15 protein-coding genes are annotated in these 14,978 nt (G+C 72.6%); 10 read left to right on the forward strand and 5 right to left on the reverse strand.

The genetic code is table 11. The features are described 5' to 3' along the window. The first annotated feature begins 161 nt into the window (after positions 1 to 161). A complete protein-coding gene (locus ABEB00_RS08900; RefSeq protein WP_345618554.1) occupies positions 162 to 800 on the forward strand; it encodes a TetR/AcrR family transcriptional regulator in 639 nt (212 codons plus the stop codon). Positions 801 to 816: 16 nt separating this feature from the next. Here ABEB00_RS08900 and def read toward each other — a convergent pair whose 3' ends face one another. Further along, the gene (gene def, locus ABEB00_RS08905; RefSeq protein WP_345618556.1) at positions 817 to 1,374 is read right to left on the reverse strand and encodes a peptide deformylase; all 558 of its coding nucleotides are present in this window, start codon (positions 1,372 to 1,374) and stop codon (positions 817 to 819) included. Between the two features lie 162 nt (positions 1,375 to 1,536). On the opposite strand from def, the gene ABEB00_RS08910 reads away from it, so the two are divergent. The 5 genes from ABEB00_RS08910 (at position 1,537) to ABEB00_RS08930 (ending at position 6,261) form a co-directional block, all read left to right on the forward strand. Beyond that, the gene (locus tag ABEB00_RS08910; RefSeq protein ID WP_345618559.1) at positions 1,537 to 2,775 is read left to right on the forward strand and encodes a MurT ligase domain-containing protein; all 1,239 of its coding nucleotides are present in this window, start codon (positions 1,537 to 1,539) and stop codon (positions 2,773 to 2,775) included. Positions 2,776 to 2,800: 25 nt separating this feature from the next. Further along, positions 2,801 to 3,529, forward strand: a complete 729-nt coding sequence (locus ABEB00_RS08915) for a type 1 glutamine amidotransferase (RefSeq protein ID WP_345618561.1) — start codon at positions 2,801 to 2,803, stop codon at positions 3,527 to 3,529. 199 nt (positions 3,530 to 3,728) lie between these two features. Next, positions 3,729 to 4,754 (forward strand): 6-phosphofructokinase, encoded by a 1,026-nt coding sequence (locus tag ABEB00_RS08920; protein WP_345618563.1) that lies wholly within the window; start codon positions 3,729 to 3,731, stop codon positions 4,752 to 4,754. 99 nt (positions 4,755 to 4,853) lie between these two features. Further along, a complete protein-coding gene (locus ABEB00_RS08925) occupies positions 4,854 to 5,804 on the forward strand; it encodes a cytochrome c oxidase assembly protein (protein ID WP_345618565.1) in 951 nt (316 codons plus the stop codon). Positions 5,805 to 6,090: 286 nt separating this feature from the next. Continuing rightward, on the forward strand, positions 6,091 to 6,261 hold the full coding sequence (locus ABEB00_RS08930) for a hypothetical protein (RefSeq protein ID WP_189869884.1): 171 nt from the start codon (positions 6,091 to 6,093) through the stop codon (positions 6,259 to 6,261). Between the two features lie 5 nt (positions 6,262 to 6,266). On the opposite strand, the gene ABEB00_RS08935 is transcribed toward ABEB00_RS08930, so the two are convergent. From ABEB00_RS08935 to ABEB00_RS08950, 4 genes are read right to left on the reverse strand one after another with little or no spacing between them, the layout of a single operon-like run. Continuing rightward, entirely contained in the window at positions 6,267 to 7,475 is a 1,209-nt protein-coding gene (locus ABEB00_RS08935; protein ID WP_345618569.1) for a sensor histidine kinase, read from the reverse strand. Then, a complete protein-coding gene (locus ABEB00_RS08940) occupies positions 7,472 to 9,238 on the reverse strand; it encodes a sodium/solute symporter (protein ID WP_345618571.1) in 1,767 nt (588 codons plus the stop codon). Before ABEB00_RS08940 ends, ABEB00_RS08935 begins: the two co-directional genes overlap by 4 nt. Before the next feature lie 13 nt (positions 9,239 to 9,251). After that, a complete protein-coding gene (locus ABEB00_RS08945; protein ID WP_345618573.1) occupies positions 9,252 to 9,659 on the reverse strand; it encodes a hypothetical protein in 408 nt (135 codons plus the stop codon). A 2-nt stretch (positions 9,660 to 9,661) separates the two neighbouring features. After that, the gene (locus ABEB00_RS08950; protein ID WP_345618575.1) at positions 9,662 to 10,432 is read right to left on the reverse strand and encodes a LytR/AlgR family response regulator transcription factor; all 771 of its coding nucleotides are present in this window, start codon (positions 10,430 to 10,432) and stop codon (positions 9,662 to 9,664) included. Between the two features lie 77 nt (positions 10,433 to 10,509). Between ABEB00_RS08950 and ABEB00_RS08955 the strand changes: the two genes are divergently transcribed. The 4 genes from ABEB00_RS08955 (at position 10,510) to ABEB00_RS08970 (ending at position 14,966) form a co-directional block, all read left to right on the forward strand. After that, a complete protein-coding gene (locus ABEB00_RS08955) occupies positions 10,510 to 11,037 on the forward strand; it encodes an Lrp/AsnC family transcriptional regulator (protein WP_345618577.1) in 528 nt (175 codons plus the stop codon). Positions 11,038 to 11,254: 217 nt separating this feature from the next. Then, on the forward strand, positions 11,255 to 12,052 hold the full coding sequence (gene ddaH, locus ABEB00_RS08960; protein ID WP_345618623.1) for a dimethylargininase: 798 nt from the start codon (positions 11,255 to 11,257) through the stop codon (positions 12,050 to 12,052). Continuing rightward, entirely contained in the window at positions 12,049 to 13,269 is a 1,221-nt protein-coding gene (rocD, locus tag ABEB00_RS08965) for an ornithine--oxo-acid transaminase (RefSeq protein ID WP_345618579.1), read from the forward strand. The genes ddaH and rocD overlap by 4 nt, the downstream gene beginning before the upstream one ends. Before the next feature lie 155 nt (positions 13,270 to 13,424). Continuing rightward, positions 13,425 to 14,966, forward strand: coding sequence for an MFS transporter (locus ABEB00_RS08970; protein WP_345618580.1), 1,542 nt, complete (start codon positions 13,425 to 13,427; stop codon positions 14,964 to 14,966). Positions 14,967 to 14,978 lie beyond the last annotated feature (12 nt).

Here is a 14,978-nt window from a genome sequence, read left to right on the forward strand (position 1 = left end):
CAGCGGCACAATGCGTGTTACTTGCGGTAACAGGCAGTCTGTTACCGACGGGTAGGAAAAGTCAACTCCCCTCCGGCCGTCGGCAGCCCGTTCGATCATGAGGGGACGGTCAGTGCTATTTTGCGCAGGCGTCACCGAATCAGCACAGGTGGGGAGAGACCATGGACACCACTCAGCGGACCGATCAACAGCGGTCCGCCGACAGCCGACGGCGTGAGCTGCTGGAGGCCGCCGACCGGGTGGTGCTCCGTGACGGCCCGCACGCCTCGATGAACGCCATCGCCGCCGAGGCGGGCATCACCAAGCCGATCCTCTACCGCCACTTCGGCGACAAGGGCGGCCTCTACGCCGCTCTCGCCCAGCGGCACACCGACGCCCTGCTGGACTCGCTGCGGGCGGCGCTGGACGCCCCGGCGGAGCGGCGGCAGCGCGTCGAGGCCACCCTGGACACCTACCTGGCCGCCATCGAGGCCCGCCCGCAGGTGTACCGGTTCCTGATGCACCCGGCGGAGGGCGGCATCACCCAGGGCTTCGACGTCGGCAAGCACTCCGCGCCACTGCTGCGCCGCATGGGCGAGGAACTGGCCCAGGTGATCGAGGAGCGCCTCGACCTCGGACCGGGCAGCCAGCAACTGGCCCGGGTGTGGGGCCACGGCATCGTCGGCATGATGCACGCGGCCGGCGACTGGTGGCTCGGCGAACGCCCCTGCCCGCGGCAGGAGTTGGTGCACAGCCTCGCCGACCTGCTCTGGGGCCGGCTGGCGGCGGCCGACGACCGGACCGGCGGCCCCGGCTTCTAAGGCGAAACACGCCCCACTAGGGCGTGTCCGGTTCCCGTCGGCTCCAGGACGCCCTGGCCGCCTGCCGCTCCACCCGCCGGCGCCGCCACCCGGAGAGGCGGTCGACGTAGAGGCGGCCCTCCAGGTGGTCGCACTCGTGCTGGAGGCAGCGCGCGAAGAACCCCGACCCGGACACGGTGACCGGCTCGCCGGCCAGGGTCACCCCCTCGACGACGGCGTGGTCGTACCGCTCGGTCCCGGCCTCCAGGCCCGGCAGCGACAGGCAGCCCTCCGGGCCGCGCACCACCACCCCGCCGGCCTCGACCAGCCGCGGATTGACCACATGCCCCAGGTGACGCACGTCCTCGTCGTCGGGGCAGTCGTAGACGAAGACCCGCAGCGGCACCCCGATCTGGCTCGCCGCCAGGCCCACGCCGCGGGCCGCGTACATGGTGGCGAACAAGTCCTCCACGAGGGCGGAGAGTTCGGAGCCGAACTCGGTGACCTCCCGGCACGACTCGCGCAGTACCGTGTCTCCGAGCAGGGTCATTGGCCGGACGCGCCCGCGGGCGCCCCGGATCGGGCCGTGTCGCATGGGCGCAAGGGTACGGTCACCTCGGCCCCGCCCCGGCGCGCAGGTGCGGGCCGCGGATTCGGGAGAGCGAATGGATCTCGATAGGCTGCAGTCCACACCACGTGGCCGTACAGGCTCCACAGGCTTCAGGCGCGGCGCGTACGCAAGGAGGATCGAGAACTGATGGCAGGCAACTCGGACCCGCTCACGCCGCGGGCCAAGCTGGCCGTGACCGCGGGCAAGGCGGTCGCGGCGGCATCCCGGGCCGCGGGGCGCGGGAGTGGTTCGGTGATCGGCGGCCGGGTCGCGCTGAAACTCGACCCCGACCTGCTCGCCCGGCTCGCCCAGCACCTGGACGTGACTCTCGTCTCGGCGACCAACGGCAAGACCACCACCACCCGGCTCATCGCCGAGGCGCTCAAGGCGGCCGGGCCGGTCGTCTCCAACGCGCTCGGCGCCAACATGCCGGCCGGTATCACCTCGGCGCTGGCGGGCGGCTCGGAGTCCCGGTTCGGCGTCATCGAGGTCGACGAGAAGTACCTCGCCGGCGTCGCCCGGGACACCGACCCGAAGTGCATCGCGCTGCTCAACCTCTCCCGCGACCAGCTCGACCGGGCCGCCGAGACCCGGATGCTCGCGGAGAACTGGCGCGAGGGACTGGCCGGTTCCAAGGCCGTGATCGTCGCCAACGCCGACGACCCGCTGGTCGTGTGGGCCGCCTCCTCCTCCCCCAACGTGATCTGGGTCGCGGCCGGGCAGATGTGGAAGGACGACGCCTGGTCCTGCCCGTCCTGCGGCGGGGTGATGCAGCGTCCGGGCGACGACTGGTTCTGCGGCGAGTGCGGCTTCCGCCGCCCCACCCCGAGCTGGGCGCTCTCCGGTGACCACGTCATCGACCCGCACGGCTCCGCCTGGCCGATCCACCTCCAGCTCCCGGGCCGCGCCAACAAGGCCAACGCCGCCTCCTCGGCGGCCGTCGCGGCCGTCTTCGGGGTGCCGCCGCAGGTCGCGCTGGAGCGCATGTACCAGGTGCAGGCGGTCGCCGGGCGCTACGACGTCGTCCAGTTCCAGGGCCGGGACCTGCGGCTGCTGCTCGCCAAGAACCCGGCGGGCTGGCTGGAGACGTTCTCCCTGATCGACCCGCCGCCCGCGCCGGTGATCCTCTCGGTCAACGCGCGCGGCGCCGACGGCACCGACACCTCGTGGCTCTGGGACGTCGACTACACGCGTCTGACCGGCCACCCGATCTGCGTGGTCGGCGACCGGAAGCTGGACCTCGCGGTCCGTCTGGAAGTCGCGAACCAGCAGTTCCAGGTGTGCGACAACCTCGACCAGGCGGTCCAGCAGTGCCCGCCGGGCCGGGTCGAGGTCATCGCGAACTACACCGCGTTCCAGGATCTGCGCCGCCGCGTCGGCAACTGACCACGACTCCTGTAGGGGACCTGAAGTGAGCGACAACCAACTGCGGATCGTGTGGATCTACCCCGACCTGCTCAGTACCTACGGCGATCAGGGCAATGTGCTCGTCGTGGAGCGCCGCGCCCGGCAGCGCGGTCTGGACGTGGCCCGGCTCGACGTCCGCAGCGACCAGCCGATCCCGACCTCCGGCGACATCTACCTGATCGGCGGCGGTGAGGACCGCCCGCAGCGGCTCGCCTCGGAGCGGCTGCGCCGCGACGGCGGGCTGCAGCGGGCGGTGGAGAACGGCGCGATCGTCTTCTCGGTCTGCGCCGGCTACCAGATCCTCGGCCACGAGTTCGTCAACGACCTCGGCCAGCGCGAGCCCGGCCTCGGCCTGCTCGACGTGGTCTCGGTGCGCGGCGAGGGCGCGCGCTGCGTCGGGGACGTCCTCGGCGACATCGACCCCCGCCTCGGACTGCCCCCGCTGACCGGCTTCGAGAACCATCAGGGCGTCACCCACCTCGGCCCCACCGCCCGCCCGCTCGCCCAGGTCCGCTTCGGCAACGGCAACGGCGCGGGCGACGGCACCGAGGGCGCGTTCAACGACACCGTCTTCGGCACCTACATGCACGGCCCGGTGCTGGCCCGCAACCCGCTCATCGCGGACCTGCTGCTGAAGCTGGCGCTCGACGTGAACGCGCTGCCGCCCACCGACGACCGCTGGTACGAGGCCCTGCGCACCGAACGCATCAACGCCGCCGAACAGCCCGCGTAACCCCCCGGTCCACGGGCCGCCGGCGCTCGTCCACCCGCGCGCCGGCGGCCCTTCTGATGCCCCGTCCGCACAGGTGAGCGGGCACGTCCAGCAGGCGGACGCGAGGTACGGACCTGCCCCGCCATGCCGCTAGGGTGGCGGGGTCCGAGCCGGACAGCGCGGTCCGGTCCCCGGCCCCCATCGAGAAGGTATTCGGGCTATGCGCATTGGTGTCCTCACATCCGGCGGCGACTGTCCCGGCCTGAACGCCGTCATCCGGTCCGTCGTACACCGTGCCGTGGTCGACCACGGCGACGAGGTCATCGGTTTCCGGGACGGCTGGAAGGGCCTCCTGGAGTGCGACTACCTCAAGCTCGACCTGGACGCGGTCAGCGGCATCCTCGCCCGCGGCGGCACCATCCTCGGTTCCTCCCGGGTCCGTCCCGAGCACCTGCGGGACGGTGTGGAGCGGGCCCGCGGCCATGTGCGGGAGCTGGGTCTCGACGCGATCATCCCGATCGGCGGCGAGGGCACGCTGAAGGCGGCCCGGCTGCTCTCCGACAACGGCCTGCCGATAGTCGGGGTGCCGAAGACCATCGACAACGACATCGCCGGCACCGACGTCACCTTCGGCTTCGACACGGCCGTCACGGTCGCCACCGAGGCCCTGGACCGGCTGAAGACCACCGCCGAGTCCCACCAGCGGGTGCTGATCGTGGAGGTCATGGGCCGCCACACGGGGTGGATCGCACTGCACTCCGGGATGGCGGCCGGCGCCCACGCCGTGGTCGTGCCGGAACGGCCCTTCGACATCGAGGAGCTGGCCGCGAAGGTCGGCGAACGGTTCTCGGCGGGCAAGCGGTTCGCGATCGTGGTGGCCGCGGAGGGGGCGAAGCCCGCGACCGGCACGATGGCCTTCGACGAGGGCGGCAAGGACGTCTACGGCCACGAGCGGTTCGCCGGCATCGCCCGGCAGCTCTCCCTGGAGCTGGAGCAGCGGCTCGGCAAGGAGGCCCGGCCGGTGATACTCGGGCACGTGCAGCGCGGGGGGACGCCGACGGCGTACGACCGGGTGCTGGCGACGCGGTTCGGGTGGCACGCGGTGGAGGCGGTGCACCGGGGTGAGTTCGGGAACATGACCGCGCTGCGGGGGACGGACATCGTGATGGTGCCGCTCGCGGAGGCGGTGGAGACGCTGAAGACGGTTCCGGACACGCGGTTCGCGGAGGCGGACTGCGCGCTGTGAGGTCGCGGTAGTACGGCCCCCGGTCACGGAAGTGGCCGGGGGCCGTTCTAGTCTGGTGCGGACAGACGGCGCTCAACCCCCACGAAACGGAGCCGGCGGATGGATCACAGCGGGCACGGCATGATGTCGGATCTGCCGCCGTTCACGCTGGGCCGGGGGCTGGGATGGTCCGCGGACCCCTTCTTCCTGGTCGCCTGCGTGCTGGGGCTCGCGCTCTACGGGTGGGGTGTCGTCCGGCTCGTCCGGCGCGGGGACGCCTGGCCCGTCGGGCGGACCGTCGCCTTCGCCGCCGGTGTGCTGAGCGTCGCGCTGATGATGTGCACCAAGCTCAACGACTACGGCATGGTCATGTTCAGCGTGCACATGGTGCAGCACATGGTGATCAGCATGGTCTCGCCGATCCTGATCCTGCTCGGCGCCCCGATCACCCTCGCGCTGCGCGCGCTGCCGCCGGCCGCCCGGGGCCGCAAGGGGCCGCGCGAGCTGCTGCTGATGCTGCTGCACAGCCACTACATGCGGATCATCACCCACCCCGTCTTCACCATCCCGCTGTTCATCGCGAGCCTGTACGCGCTGTACTTCACGCCGCTGTTCGACTTCCTCATGGGCTCCCAGGCCGGGCACCTGGCGATGATGGTGCACTTCTTCGCCGTCGGCGTGGTCTTCTTCTGGCCGATCATGGGCGTGGACCCGGGCCCGCACCGGCCGGGCTACCTGATGCGGATGCTGGAGCTGTTCGCGGGCATGCCCTTCCACGCCTTCTTCGGTATCGCGCTGATGATGGCGTCCGCCCCCATGGTCGGCACCTTCGAGAACCCGCCCGCCTCGCTCGGCGTGGACGCCCTCGCCGACCAGAACGCGGCCGGCGGCATCGCCTGGGCGTTCAGTGAGGTGCCGTCCGTCCTGGTGCTGCTGGCGCTGCTGTTCCAGTGGCACGCCTCCGACCAGCGGCAGGCGCGGCGCAAGGACCGGGCCGCCGACCGGGACGGCGACAAGGAGCTCCAGGCGTACAACGCCTACCTGGCCTCACTGAACACCCGCGGTGGTTGAGCGGCGGCGCCGTGCCGCGGCATGAGGCGCGCGGGGGGTGACCGCCGCTCGCTTTCACCCGACCGGGCGTACGGGTCGCGCTCGCCCGGGCCCGTACCGCGGCCGTCCCGGTCCGCGCCCCGGGACGCGGCGCCGCACGGCTGCCGATTCGGTCCTTCTCCGTACGAAGCGGGCTCGCGGGCCGGCGCCGGGCAGCGGAAAACGCGCACGCATCTCGTCGTTCGCGCCGTGCGGAGCCGGAACAAGGGCACCATGGAGGGGAACGGACCATGAGGAGGGTGTCGCGATGCCCGGTTCCACGGACAGTTCCACGAAGACGATGGGGGCGCTGACCATCGGCGGCCTGGTCGCGGTGACGGCCTACACGGTGGCGCTCGGCAGCAACGGCTGGCTGTGGTTCGGCTGGGTCGTCCTCGGGCTGATCACCCTGGGGATGGTCGCGACCCGCAGCACCTAGCGGCTTCAGGCGCGGCTCGGCCGGGCCGTCGCCGAGTGGACGCCCGGCTGGTACTTCGGCAGCCGGACGGTGATCTTCATGCCGGCGCCGACCGCGGTCTCGATGACAAGTGCGTGCTCATCGCCGTACACCTGGCGGAGCCGGTCGTCGACGTTGGACAGGCCGATGCCGCCCGACGGGCTGACCTCGCGGGCGAGGATGCGGCGCAGCAGGTCGGGGTCCATGCCGGCGCCGTCGTCCTCGATGACCACCAGGGCCTCGGCGCCCGCGTCCTGCGCGGTGAGCTGGATGTGGCACTTGTCGGCCTTGCCCTCCAGCCCGTGTTTGACGGCGTTCTCCACGAGCGGCTGGAGGCAGAGGAAGGGCAGGGCGACCGGCAGCACCTCGGGGGCGATCTGGAGGGTGACGGCGAGGCGGTCGCCGAAGCGGGCCCGCACCAGCGCCAGGTAGTGGTCGATGGCGTGCAGCTCGTCGGCGAGGGTGGTGAAGTCGCCGTGCCGGCGGAACGAGTAGCGGGTGAAGTCGGCGAACTCCAGGAGCAGTTCCCGGGCGTGCTCGGGGTCGGTGCGCACGAACGAGGCGATCACCGCGAGCGAGTTGAAGATGAAGTGCGGGGAGATCTGCGCCCGCAGCGCCCTGATCTCGGCCTCTATCAGACGGGTGCGGGACTGGTCGAGGTCGGCGAGTTCGAGCTGCACGGAGACCCAGCGGGCGACCTCGCCGGCGGCCCTGACGAGCACCGCGGACTCGCGGGGCGCGCAGGCCACCAGCGTGCCGAGGACCCGGTCGTCGACGGTGAGCGGGGTGACGACGGCCCAGCGTGCCGCGCAGTCCGGGGTGTCGCAGGTGAGCCGGAACGCCTCGCCGCGGCCGGTCTCCAGCGGTCCGGCGAGGCGTTCCATGATCTCGGTGCGGTGGTGGGCGCCCACACCGTCCCAGACCAGGACCTCCTTGGTGTCCGTCAGGCAGAGCGCGTCCGTGCCGAGCAGGGAGCGCAGGGTGCGGGCGGACTTGCGGGCGGTCTCCTCGGTCAGGCCGGCCCGCAGCGGGGGCGCGGCGAGCGAGGCGGTGTGCAGGGTCTGGAAGGTGGCGTGCTCGACGGGGGTGCCGAGGCCGCCGAGGCTCTCGGGGCGGGCGGTGCGCCGGCCCAGCCAGAACCCCGCCGCGAGCAGCGGGAGGACGGCGACGCACAGGCCCGCCAGGAATCCGCTCATGGCGTGGCCTCCGAGGGCTGTTCGTCGGATCGCGGGCGGGGGTCGTCGGGCCGTGCGCGGGGGCCGCGGCGGAGTTCCTCCGGCAGGTGGAAGCGGGCCAGGACCGCCGCCGTCCCGGCCGGTACCCGTCCCGGTGTGGCCAGCGAGACCAGCACCATGGTGAGGAAGCCCAGCGGCACCGACCACAGCGCGGGCCAGGCCAGCAGCGCGTGCGGCGGGCCGGCGCCGGGGAGGCCGGCCATCGTCGCGGCCACGGCGAGCAGCGCGGAGCCGCCGCCCACCAGCATGCCGGCCGCCGCGCCGGGCGGGGTCAGCCGCCGCCACCAGATGCCGAGGACGAGCAGCGGGCAGAAGGAGGAGGCGGAGACGGCGAAGGCCAGGCCGACGGCGTCGGCGACCGGCAGCCCGCCGACCAGGAAACTGGCGGCCAGGGGCACGGCCATGGCGAGCAGGGTGCCGAGCCGGAAGTGCCGGACCCCGCGGGCGGGAAGCACATCCTGGGTGAGGACGCCCGCGACGGCCAGGGTGAGTCCGGACGCGGTGGAGAGGAAGGCGGCGAAGGCGCCGCCCGCCACGAGCGCGCCGAGCAGATCGCCGCCGGCTCCCCCGATCACGCGCTCGGGCAGCAGCAGTACGGCCGCGTCCGCGTCGCCGGGGAGGGTGAGTTCGGGGGCGTACAGGCGGCCGAGGGCGCCGTAGACGGGCGGCAGCAGGTAGAAGGCGCCGATCAGGCCGAGGACGGCGACGGTGGTGCGGCGGGCGGCGACGCCGTGCGGGCTGGTGTAGAAGCGGACCACGACGTGCGGCAGGCCCATGGTGCCGAGGAAGGTCGCGAGGATCAGCCCGTACGTGGCGTAGAGCGGGCGTTCGGCGCGGCTCTCGGCGCGGGACGGGGAGAGGGCGTCGTCCACGCCGCGGCCGGCGGCGGGGACGGGGGTGCCGGCGGCGAAGGTCAGGCGGGTGCCGGCGGCGATGCGATGGGTGCCGGCCGGCAGCCGCAGCCGGGTGCCCTCGTGCGCCCGGCCGTCCACGGTGCCGTCGGCCGTGACGGCGAGCGGGGCGTCCAGCTTCAGGGTGAGGGTGTCCTCGACGCGGACGGCCCGCTGGTCGCGGAAGGTGGCGGGTTCGTCGAAGGGGCGGCTGGGCGCGCCGTCGGCCTGCCAGGCCAGGATCAGGAAGAGGGCGGGGACGAGGAGGGCGGTGAGCTTGAGCCAGTACTGGAACGCCTGTACGAAGGTGATGGAGCGCATGCCGCCGGCGGCGACCGTGGCGGTGACGACGACGGCGACGATGACACCGCCGAGCCGGTCGGGCGCCGCCGTCAGCACGGTCAGGGTCAGTCCGGCGCCCTGGAGCTGGGGCAGCAGGTAGAGCCAGCCGACGCCGACGACGAAGGCGCCCGCGAGGCGCCGGACCGCCGGGGAGGCGAGGCGGGCCTCGGCGAAGTCGGGCAGGGTGTAGGCGCCGGAGCGGCGCAGCGGGGCGGCGACGAAGAGCAGCAGGACGAGGTAGCCGGCGGTGTAGCCGACCGGGTACCAGAGCATGTCGGGGCCCTGGACGAGGACCAGCCCGGCGATGCCGAGGAAGGAGGCGGCGGAGAGGTACTCGCCGCTGATGGCGGCGGCGTTGAGGCGGGGGCCGACGGTGCGGGAGGCGACGTAGAAGTCGGAGGTGGTGCGGGAGATGCGCAGGCCGAAGGCGCCGACGAGGACGGTGGCGACGACGACGAGGGCGACGGCGGGGACGGCGTAGTTCGAGTTCATGGCGGGGGTCGGCTCAGCGGTCCTCGGCCCGGTCCGTCGCTCGGTCCGTCGCTCGGTCCTCGACCCGGTCCTCCACCAGGCGGACGAAGTCGCGTTCGTTGTGTTCGGCGCGGCGCACGTACCAGCGGGCGAGCAGGACCAGCGGGGCGTACAGGCCGAAGCCGAGGACGGCCCACTCCGGGCGGCGGGCGTCGGGCATCGCCGCGAAGAGCAGCGGCAGCGGGCCGACGAGCAGGACGAGGACGGCGACGACGGTGAGGGCGGCGCGGAGCTGGGTGCGCATCAGGGAACGGACGTAGGTGTGGCCGAGGGTGGTCTGCTCGTCGATCTCGGTGCGCGGGCGGTAGTAGCCGGAGGCGCGGCGGGCGCGCCGGGGCGGGCCGGTGACGACGACGCGGCGTTCGGCGGGGTCCTGGGGCACCGTCACGTCCTCCGCATCAGCAGGTCGCGCAGTTCGCGGGCGTGGCGGCGGCTGACCTGCAGTTCCTCGCCGCCGACCAGGACGCTGACGGTGCCGGCGTCCAGCCGGAGCTCGCCGATGTGGCGCAGCGCGACCAGGTGGCGGCGGTGGATGCGGACGAAGCCGCGTGAGCGCCAGCGCTCCTCCAGGGTGGAGAGCGGGATGCGGATCAGGTGGCTGCCCCGGTCGGTGTGCAGCCGGGCGTAGTCGCCGCGGGCCTCGACGTGGGTGATGTCGTCGACGGACACGAAGCGGGTGACGCCGCCCAGCTCGACGGGGAGGTGGTCGGGGTCGGGCTCGTGCACGGGGATGCGGGGCAGGGCGGCACCGCCGCGCAGCTCGGTGGCGCGGTGCTCGACGACGCGGCGCACCGCCTCGGCGAGGCGTTCGGTGCGGACGGGTTTGAGGACGTAGTCGACGGCCTTCAGGTCGAAGGCCTGGACGGCGAAGTCCTCGTGCGCGGTGACGAACACGACCAGCGGGGGCCGGGCGAACCCGCTCAGCAGCCGGGCGAGGTCGAGTCCGTCGAGGCCGGGCATCTGGATGTCGAGGAAGACGACGTCGATGGCGTCGGGACCGTCGGGGCCCGACTCCAGGGCCCGGTTGATGCGGCGCAGCGCCTCGGTGGCGTCGCCGGCGCCCGCCGCGGTGCCGATCCGCGGATCGGCGCTCAGCAGGTACACCAGTTCCGCCAGCGAGGGGCGTTCGTCGTCGACAGCCAGGGCGCGCAGCATGGACGTGGAGTCTAGGGGTGATTCGTACACCTGAACACGGGCCGGGCGTGGGCGTATCCGCTGGATACAGTGCCCGCATGAGCAGCAGGCCGAGCCCCTTCGACGAGCTGGACCGGAAGATCGTGACCGCGCTGATGGCGAACGCCAGGGCGTCCTTCGCCGAGATCGGCGCGGAGGTCGGGCTGTCCGCGACGGCGGTCAAGCGCCGGGTGGACCGGCTGCGGGAGACCGGCGTGATCACCGGGTTCACGGCCACGGTACGACCGTCCGCGTTGGGCTGGCGGACGGAGGCGTACGTGGAGGTGTACTGCGAGGGCGCGGCGCCGCCGCGGCGGCTCGCGGAGGTCGTGCGCAACCATCCGGAGATCGCGGCGGCGATGACGGTGACCGGCGGCGCGGACGCGCTGCTGCATGTGCGGGCGCGGGACGTGGAGCACTTCGAGGAGGTGCTGGAGCGGATCCGGGTGGAGCCGTTCATCCGGAAGACGGTCAGTGTGATGGTGCTGTCGCATCTGCTCCCCGACAGTCCGGAGGCGGGCGCGAGCCAGCCGGCGCCCCGCGGCGCGGCGGTGATCGGCGCGCACGGCGCAGCGGACCTGCGCTGAAGGGCCGAACGACGCAGCGTTCCTGCGCCGCTGCGCAGCTTTCGTCGCTTGTCGCGCCCCCGCCGGGGTTCCTACCGTGGTGTCACCCCCTCAGCACCGTCCGTGAGCGAAGCGGAGGAACCCCTCTGTGCCCGACTCCCGTGTGTCCGCCCCCGCTGTACCCGGCTCCGCCGTGCCTGACTCCGCTGTACCCGGCGCCGCCGCGTCCGACCGCCGGGTGCCGAGTCCGCGGCGGTATCTCGTCTGCGAACCCCGGTATTTCGCCGTGCGGTACGCGATCAACCCCTGGATGCGTCCCGACCGGCCGGTGGACGTGCTGCGCGCCCTGGACCAGTGGCAGGCGCTGGTCGACGCCTACCGCGACCGCGGCCACACCGTCGAGCGGGTCGCGCCGCTGCCCGCACTGCCCGACATGGTCTTCGCCGCCAACGCGGCGGCGGTCGTCGGGGGCCGGGTCCTCGGCTCCCTCTTCCGCGCGCCCGAGCGCCGCCCGGAGTCGTTGCCGTACGCGGCGTGGTTCAAGGCGCGCGGATACGACGTGCGCCCGGCGGAGTCGGTCTGCGAGGGCGAGGGTGACCTGGTCCCGGCCGGCCGGTGGATCCTGGCGGGCACCGGCTTCCGTACCGCCCCCGAGGCGCACCGCGAGGCGCAGGAGTTCTTCGGGGTGCCGGTGATCGGCCTGACGCTGGTGGACCCGTACTTCTATCACCTCGACACCGCGCTCTTCGTCCTGGACGACGAGAATGTCTGTTACTACCCGGAGGCGTTCACGCCGGGCAGCCGGGAGGTGCTCGCGCGGCTGTATCCGGACGCGGTGACCGCCACCCGTGCGGACGCCCTGGCGTTCGGCCTGAACTCCGTCTGCGACGGGCGGCACGTCTTCCTCGCCGCGGGGGCGCGTGCCCTCGCCGGCCGGCTCGCCGAGCGCGGCTACGTCCCTGTCCCCGTCGACCTGTCCGAGTTCCACAAGGCGGGCGGCGGCATCAAGTGCTGCACCCAGGAGATCCGCTCATGACCACACCCGCGCACCCCCGTACCTCCGACGAGCTGATCCGCGCGGAGGAGCCGGTCCTCGCGCACAACTACCATCCGCTGCCCGTGGTCGTGGCCCGTGCCGAGGGCGTGTGGATGGAGGACGTGGAAGGCCGGCGCTACCTCGATCTGCTGGCCGGCTACTCGGCGCTGAACTTCGGCCACCGTCATCCGGCGCTGGTGGCGGCGGCCCACCGCCAGCTCGACCGGCTCACGCTCACCTCCCGCGCCTTCCACAACGACCGCCTCGCCCCGTTCGCCGAGCGGCTGGCCGCGCTGACCGGCACGGACATGGTGCTGCCGATGAACACCGGCGCCGAGGCGGTGGAGAGCGGCATCAAGGTGGCCCGCAAGTGGGCGTACGACGTGAAGGGCGTCCCCGCCGACACCGCGACGATCGTGGTCGCGGCGGGGAACTTCCACGGCCGCACCACGACGCTCGTCGGCTTCTCCACGGACGAGACGGCGCGGGCGGGCTTCGGTCCGTTCGCGCCGGGGTTCCGGGTGGTGCCGTACAACGACCTGGCGGCGCTGGAGGCGGCGGTGGACGGGACGACGGCCGCGGTGCTGATCGAGCCGATCCAGGGTGAGGCGGGGGTGCTGATCCCGGACGACGGTTATCTGGCCGGGGTGCGGGAGCTGACCCGCCGGGCGGGGTGCCTGTTCGTGGCGGACGAGATCCAGTCGGGGCTCGGCCGTACCGGGCACACCCTCGCCGTCGACCACGAGGCGGTGGTCCCGGACGTCGTGCTGCTCGGCAAGGCGCTGGGCGGCGGCATCGTGCCGGTGTCGGCGGTGGCCGGCCGGCGGGAGGTGCTCGGGGTGCTCCACCCGGGCGAGCACGGCTCGACGTTCGGCGGCAATCCGCTGGCCGCGGCGGTCGGCACGGCGGTGGTGGAGCTGCTGGAGACCGGTGAGTTCCAGCGCCGCGCGGCCGAGCTGGGCGTGGTGCTGCGCGAGGGGCTGACCGCGCTGGTCGGGCGGGGTGTGGTGGGTTTCCGGGCGCGCGGGCTGTGGGCGGGCGTGGACGTCGACCCGGCGCTGGGCACCGGCCGCGACCTCAGTGAGCGCCTGATGCGGGAGGGGCTGCTGGTCAAGGACACGCACGGCTCGACGATCCGGCTGGCGCCGCCGCTGACGATCACCGAGGACGAGCTGCGGGGGGCGCTCGGCACGCTGGAGAAGGTGCTCACGGCCTGACCCGCGGACAAGGTGTCCGGGGCCGTGTCCGGGGCCGGGTCCGGGGCCGGGTCCGAAGCCGTGTCGGCGGCCTGTGACGAGATCAACATGCTGGCGTATGTACGAGTGAACCGCGGATTCTGTGGCAGGTTCTGCCGGGAAAGCCTGTGAACAGCATGAGTTCCGTTTGGAGCGTTGTGCCCGCGGAAAGGAAGCCAGCCACGTCCTCCGACGACACCGGGCCCCTGCCCGACTCCGCAGCGATCAAGCGTCACCCCGCCCTGTTCCGTGCCGTCCGGCGCCGGCAGAACCCCCGGTTGCGCCGGTCCGACATCACGGTGACGGACGAGCGGGCGGTCAAGCGCGCGGTCAAGGCGGCCTCTCTGGGCAACGCCATGGAGTGGTTCGACTTCGGCATCTACGCGTATCTGGCCGGCACCATCGGCCGGGTGTTCTTCCCGTCCGGGAGCGACACCGTGCAGTTGCTGTCCTCCTTCGCCACGTTCGCCGTCGCCTTCCTGGTGCGTCCGGTCGGCGGCATGGTCTTCGGGCCGATGGGTGACAGGGTCGGCCGCAAGAAGGTCCTCGCGCTGACGATGATATTGATGGCGATCGGCACGTTCGCCATCGGGCTGCTGCCGACGTACGCCGCGGTCGGCTTCTGGTCGCCGCTGCTGCTGATCCTGTTCCGGCTGCTCCAGGGCTTCTCCACCGGCGGCGAGTACGGCGGTGCCTCCACGTTCATCGCGGAGTACGCGCCGGACAAGCGGCGCGGCTTCTTCGGCAGCTTCCTGGAGCTGGGGACGCTGGCCGGGTACACCGGTGCGGCGGGCCTGGTGACCGCGCTCACCGCGTGGCTCGGCTCCGACACGATGGACACCTGGGGCTGGCGGGTTCCGTTCCTGGTCGCCGGCCCGCTCGGCATGGTCGGCCTCTATCTGCGGATGCGGCTGGACGACACCCCCGCCTTCCTCAAGCTGGAGCAGGGCAATGTGCACGTCTCCGAGGCGGCGGACGCCGTGGAGACCACCACCCGGGGCGACCTCGCCAAGATCTTCCGCTCGCACTGGCGGATGCTGGTGCTCTGCATCGCGCTGGTCGGCGCCTACAACATCACCGACTACATGCTGCTGTCGTACATGCCGACGTATCTCTCGGACGAGCTGCACTACTCCGAGACGCACGGGCTGCTGATCCTGGTGGTCACGATGGTGGTGCTGATGCTGATCATCAACCGGGTGGGCCGGCTCTCCGACCGGTTCGGCCGCAAGCCTCTGCTGATGACCGGCATGCTGGGTTTCCTCGTGCTCTCCGCCCCGTCGTTCCTGCTGGTGCGGCAGGGTGGTCTGCTCGCCGTCTCCGGCGGCATGCTGATGCTCGGTCTGTCGCTGGTGTGCCTGCTGGGCACGATGTCGGCGGCGCTGCCGGCGATGTTCCCCACCTCGGTCCGCTACGGCTCCCTGTCGGTCGGCTACAACCTGTCGGCCTCGCTGTTCGGCGGCACCACTCCGCTGGTCATCACCGCGCTGATCGGCGCGACCGGCTCGGAGATGATGCCCGCGTACTACGCGATGGCGGCGGCCCTGGTCGGGGTGGTCGCGGTGGCCTGTATGAAGGAGACCGCGCAACAGCCGCTGGAGGGTTCGCCGCCCTCGGTGCAGAGTCCCGAGGAGGCGGCGGCGATGGTGGAGGCGCAGGCTCCGGCGCCGAAGTTCTGACCTCCCTCTGCG

The sequence above is a fragment of the Streptomyces ziwulingensis genome, assembly GCF_039542605.1.
GTDB lineage: Bacteria > Actinomycetota > Actinomycetes > Streptomycetales > Streptomycetaceae > Streptomyces > Streptomyces ziwulingensis.